Here is a 5,394-nt window from a genome sequence, read left to right as displayed (position 1 = left end):
GAGTTCGAATCTCTGAGGGTCCACCACTTCTAAACATCACTAAACCCCTAAAATACGAATCAAACTAAACTTTTAAGAAATAATGATATTTTCTTTGCTATCCTATTGCTACCCACATTAAAATCTACAAAACATAAATCTCAGACTATTTACTTTTGTAATGCTAAGATGACTTCGTGCAAGTTTAGACTGAAACATTACTCACCAAAAAAAAACTTCAACCGCCCATTCAACCAATAAATGCAATTTTCAACTTAGTTATGCAGCCAATACTTTTGAAACTTAGGAAATTATTCGAACTCTATTTCTTCTTCTGCTACATTAAAAATGTCAATTCTTGTATCCACATCTATTTTATTAACTAACCAGCCTCTAAGTTGAGCATTTTTAATAAATTCATCGATTCTATTAACTCCATTTATTTCTTTTAAAGTTATTACAACACCAAACTTGAGTCCTTCACCAAACTTTTCGTTTAGTCGTTCTTTTGTTTTAAGACTTAATCCCCATAAAGGGTTATCATAAGCCTTTAATTCTCTATTTTTTCCAGTTAGAACTTCTCGTATATGTTTTACATTGTCCCATTTTCTAAAAATCTTTCTGGCATCTTCTTCCCATGTATAATGACCAAATTCCTCTGTTTGATAGTTATTGTTAATAGACTTATGTTCCTTACCATTTAGCCTACCAAATTTTATATCAAGTTCTGTATTAGTATAGTCTACCCCTTGATTTCTTGAACAAGCTGGAAAATAACAAAGTGTAGCTTTTGCAGTAAAAGGATGCTTCTCTTTAACTACAGGCACTGGTATCTTGTAATTGTATGTATCATATTCTTCAGAAATACCTTGTATAATAAACTGTATTTCATCATCTGCACAATGTACAATATTTTCTACTCTTTTTGGAACAACTCCATGACCAATAAGTGATGGATCATTTTGCTGTTTATCCCATCCTGTTGCAGAATTAATAAGTAGTGCTTTTGCAATATCTCTATTTAACCCTAATATATCAATTAAATATGATAATTTCCTAGAAATCCAAGGGGCTGCAAATGAAGTTCCTTTAACAAATGCTTCTCCTGTAGGAGTACAAACCCTCATAGGATTTCCAGAATCACCACCATAATAGCTAATATCAGGTTTAATGAAAAATGATAAGACTGGTCCTTTTCTACTATATGATGAAGGCTGATTATTCATATCTACAGAATTTACAACTATAGAGTTAATTGAATCTGCTGGAGCTCCAATTGGTCTAGTTTCAGTTTCCCCAGAAGATAAGTTTGTTCCAGCGATAACAAATATGACATCATTTTCAAATTGTATTTTGTCCAAAATAGCTGCTTCAGGAGATATAAAATTAGAATGTATATCAAGTTTTGATCCCAAAGATAAGTTCCAAACTTTAATATCTCTATTTTGAGATACAATCTCACTAATATTTCTTAATATTGTAAATGAGTTAAAACTAATACCACTTGCTACTCCAAAATGCCTTACTTTGAAATTACCACATCCATCATCTAAATCAGGATTAAATGTTGGCCCATCTACAATTATAGAGGAAACAGCTGTTCCATGCTCATAATCACTAGCTGAAGTAGGTATCTCATTAGAGAGCATATTAGTATATTCAACCCATTCAGAAAAATATACAGTTGCATCAAAAAGGGTGTCTATAACACCAATAGTTGGCTCATGCTCTGGTGAATTAATTTTTATCATTCCGTCATCAATAAACTCAAAGTCATCTTTCGTTATTTCAGATAAATCACTAACCGCCATAGATATTAAAAATGGAGCTTTTACCTTTAAAGTTTCTAATTCGTCAGGTCGTAATAAAATAGTTGTTTCATCCATAATACGGTTAGATAAAATATTTATTCCTATTTTTTCTAGTAATTGAGTCGTCCTTAAATCTGTTTTATAGATAGTAATAATTGCATCATTTTCAAATATCACATCATCAGTGGATACATCAAACTTATCAACATAATATGCATCTACAATTATTTTAAAAAATTTTGTTTTTCCAATTGTCTTAGGAGTAAATAGAACTTCTTTTTTATTTATTTTATCAATAGTATTACAATCTATTTCACCATTAAATTTTTGATTTAGAATATCAATACTATATCTTAATTGTTTTATGGATTCATTTAAAATATTTCGAGATATGTAATGTGTGATTATATGTTTTGGAGAGTCATCATTTGAAAATTTCGCACCTACTACAGAGCTATTAGGACTATTTGAATTATTTCCCAAAAGAGCTTGTAATCTGTTGGTTTTAGCTGCAACCTTAATATAGTGTGCTGTAATGAGTGCTCCAGACAATAAACTCTGATTTTGCCAGAACACCTGTAGCTCACTTAAATTTTTAAGTAAATTTTGTAACCTTAATACATTTACAGATTTACCTTTTGGTAAATTAGTTCCTCCACCTCCACCTTTATAAGGTGCTTGCTCAAAAGTTCCTTTTAATTGTAGTAAATCATTCAATTTTTATTACTCCTTCAACTCTCGAGATACTTGACTTTTTGAAATTCCCGTTAGAATTTCAATTTCTCTAACTGTAAATCCAGTCTTCTGCAACTGTTTTAAATCCATATTTTCATTATTTTTACTAACATTGATATATAATTTTTTTAAATAATCATATTCATTATTTGAGTCACTAAATGCTATTGATGTTTTAATAAGATTTTTAAGTTCCCCAGGATATGGTATTGCATCCATACATTCAAGTATTTTCTTAAATAACCGTATATTTCTTCCGGCAAATTTAAACTTCTGTAACATATTGTTTAAAATAGCTTCACCAACATCAACAAGGTCTTGCTTTGTATAATTACTAAAATCAATAACAGCATCAAATCTTCTTGATAATGCTTTATCAAATGCTTTATATAAATTAGTAGTTGCGATTAAGACAATATTGTCATTAAGGCTATCTAAGCCTTTTAAAACAGACGAAGTGGCTCTTCCCATCTCTCTTAAATCATTTGAATTAATCCTATCAATCGCAATTGAATCTATTTCATCAAACAAAATAATAACTTTATCTGGATTGGAAACAGAAGAAATTTCATTAAAAAGTAATGAAATATTTTTAGAAGTTTGACCCATTTTACTATCAATAACTGAATCAAAATCTACAATAAACAATTCCCTTTCAAGTATTCTTGCAATTTGTTTTACTGACTCGGTTTTGCCTGTACCTGGAGGTCCTTCAAATAAAAATTTATTAACACCTGCATTGTGTCCTATGGCATTTATGATACCTAAAATATTATCTTTAATTGAATTTGGTAATGGAAGTGGATTGTTTGAAGTTTCTAATCGCTTAACAAATATATTTTCACTTTCCTCAATTTGCGGAGAAAAGGTATTTACATCTGATAACAAAGCCATAATGTACTCAGAAAGTTGATAATCATTACTTTCGTCAAAATATTTTGCTATTTCATATGCTTCATTTCGAAAAGCAGAATCATTTTTTTCTGCATGATATTTTATTAAGTTTAATACATTCTTTTTTTTCATTTTAATACATTCTTTTTTTTCATTTTATTCTATCAAATGTATTATATCTTAGTTGGGACATATTATCAATAGTTAGGACAAATATTAATATATAATTATTTAACTTTACAACAATTGACTCTAAGTCTGCTAAATTTTGATAACTATTGTAAAACTTATATTTATTAAAAATAAGAGTCTATTACGAATTCACTATCTTTTTCAATAATTGCCAAAACGGTAAGACATAAAGGCTTCATTTTTAGAATATTTCCTGTACATTAGGAAATTCAGTGAAGTTTAGTGACCGGTTTTTAGTTGAAATATGAGTTGATTAGCAGCCTGAACTACATTTAGTCCAGTTTTTTGATTCCATGCTTATTATTTTCAACTTCTATTTTTATACGTAAGTTCTTTTGTGCACTTCTTTCAATATCTCGTCTTTGACTTTTAAAACTTTTAATTATTTTACTACTCACTAAAGAATTAATATCTAATCCATATTTAGCTACTTCTAATTTTTCTTGTGTAATAAAGTATTCACATAATTTATCAACCTTTTCTTGTTTGATCTGAATTCTTTTATACCTAAGCGCATTAGATACTTGTTCACTAATGTTATTTTCTTGTGATTCTTTTAAAAGTTGATAATCTTTATTTGAAAATGCAATAATTTGATTTGAGGTTTGTTTATCAATGACAGATAAATCCGATGAAATCAACTCAAGATATGCAAAATCTTTAAAAATAACATCTTGCATGTAATACCCAAATGACGAAATTTTTATTTGCTGTAAATACTTGCTATACTTATCTAATCCATTTTCTGACTCTATCATCCCTCGTTTTAATAGAATATCAATATTTAGTATAAAATCATCTTCCATATTAAATATTTCTATAAAGCTAGACTTTAGTTCATGTATAGAAATATAAGCATCATTTCTAGTTGCCAAAGTATTTAAAATTCTATATGCTGTAAAATGAGAAGTATTATGATTACTTCGCAATCTAAATATATTTGGTATAGACGTTGATGTGTTTTCATTATAATATCTATATATTGGTATCATACTTGGTTTTATTATTTGGTGTAATCTAATGTCCAGTTTTTCTGAATAATCATTTCAGCAACATTTGTATAATTAGAGAACAAAACATTTCTAAATAATTCTAGACCTTGTCTAATATTACCATGTGTTGCAGCCGTCATAAATTTATTAAATTGACTTTCTTCATCTTCAAGATTGTTTTTTAATATTTTAAATAATATATTAATATCTTCAATGTACTTTTGAGATATTATTTTTTCATTATTAATTTTGTTTTGTATAAAGCTTAAACGTTTTAAAAAAACTTGTTGAGGATTTGGAGCACTAATATGAAAACCATTTTTTTCATAGGCATCTAAATATCCATCAATATTTGATGATATATATCGTTCTTCCCTTAGAGATATAATTGATATACAATGTAGTTGTTGAGATAGTTCATATGCAAGACTAAAACAATAGTCTTGTAATGATTTATCAAATTGATCTGTATTATCAATATTTATAATAACAGCTTTTTTTCTTTCCCTTAAATATTCTGATAATCTTGTCAAACAATACATATTATCATTTTTAAACTGAATTAATAACTCATTTCTTTTTATCATGAATGTTTCACTATTTGGATTTAATCCAGACAATGTTTGTTTTAACTCAATTTCAAATTTATCTTTAAATAAATCTATGAGTTCTTCAGTAGTACCACTTAATATTGATGCGGCTACACTTATTCATACTCAGAACATTTAGCAATTCTGAGATAAAATATCAGTATGAATAAGGATAAAAAGAAGATGAGAAATAGTAAATAC

The 5,394-nt window shown here is 28.0% G+C and carries 5 protein-coding genes; 1 reads left to right on the top strand and 4 read right to left on the bottom strand.

Features of this window, described 5'->3' with window-relative positions; genetic code table 11:
* Positions 1–290: 290 nt before the first annotated feature.
* The 4 genes from QM495_RS08915 to QM495_RS08900 form a co-directional block, all read right to left on the bottom strand.
* On the bottom strand, positions 291–2,507 hold the full coding sequence (locus QM495_RS08915) for a S8 family peptidase (RefSeq protein ID WP_408671758.1): 2,217 nt from the start codon (positions 2,505–2,507) through the stop codon (positions 291–293).
* Between the two features lie 6 nt (positions 2,508–2,513).
* On the bottom strand, positions 2,514–3,551 hold the full coding sequence (locus QM495_RS08910) for an AAA family ATPase (protein ID WP_408671757.1): 1,038 nt from the start codon (positions 3,549–3,551) through the stop codon (positions 2,514–2,516).
* Between the two features lie 332 nt (positions 3,552–3,883).
* On the bottom strand, positions 3,884–4,603 hold the full coding sequence (locus QM495_RS08905) for a hypothetical protein (RefSeq protein WP_408671756.1): 720 nt from the start codon (positions 4,601–4,603) through the stop codon (positions 3,884–3,886).
* 11 nt (positions 4,604–4,614) lie between these two features.
* A complete protein-coding gene (locus QM495_RS08900) occupies positions 4,615–5,190 on the bottom strand; it encodes a hypothetical protein (protein ID WP_408671755.1) in 576 nt (191 codons plus the stop codon).
* On the opposite strand from QM495_RS08900, the gene QM495_RS08895 reads away from it, so the two are divergent.
* Complete coding sequence (locus QM495_RS08895; RefSeq protein WP_408671754.1) at positions 5,189–5,332, top strand: hypothetical protein; 144 nt, start codon at positions 5,189–5,191, stop codon at positions 5,330–5,332. The genes QM495_RS08900 and QM495_RS08895 overlap by 2 nt on opposite strands.
* Positions 5,333–5,394 lie beyond the last annotated feature (62 nt).

It is taken from the genome of Lutibacter sp. (genome assembly GCF_046055765.1).
GTDB lineage: Bacteria > Bacteroidota > Bacteroidia > Flavobacteriales > Flavobacteriaceae > Lutibacter.
The sequence above is the reverse complement of the archived record's forward strand: the minus strand, read 5'-3'. Positions and strand labels throughout refer to the sequence as shown.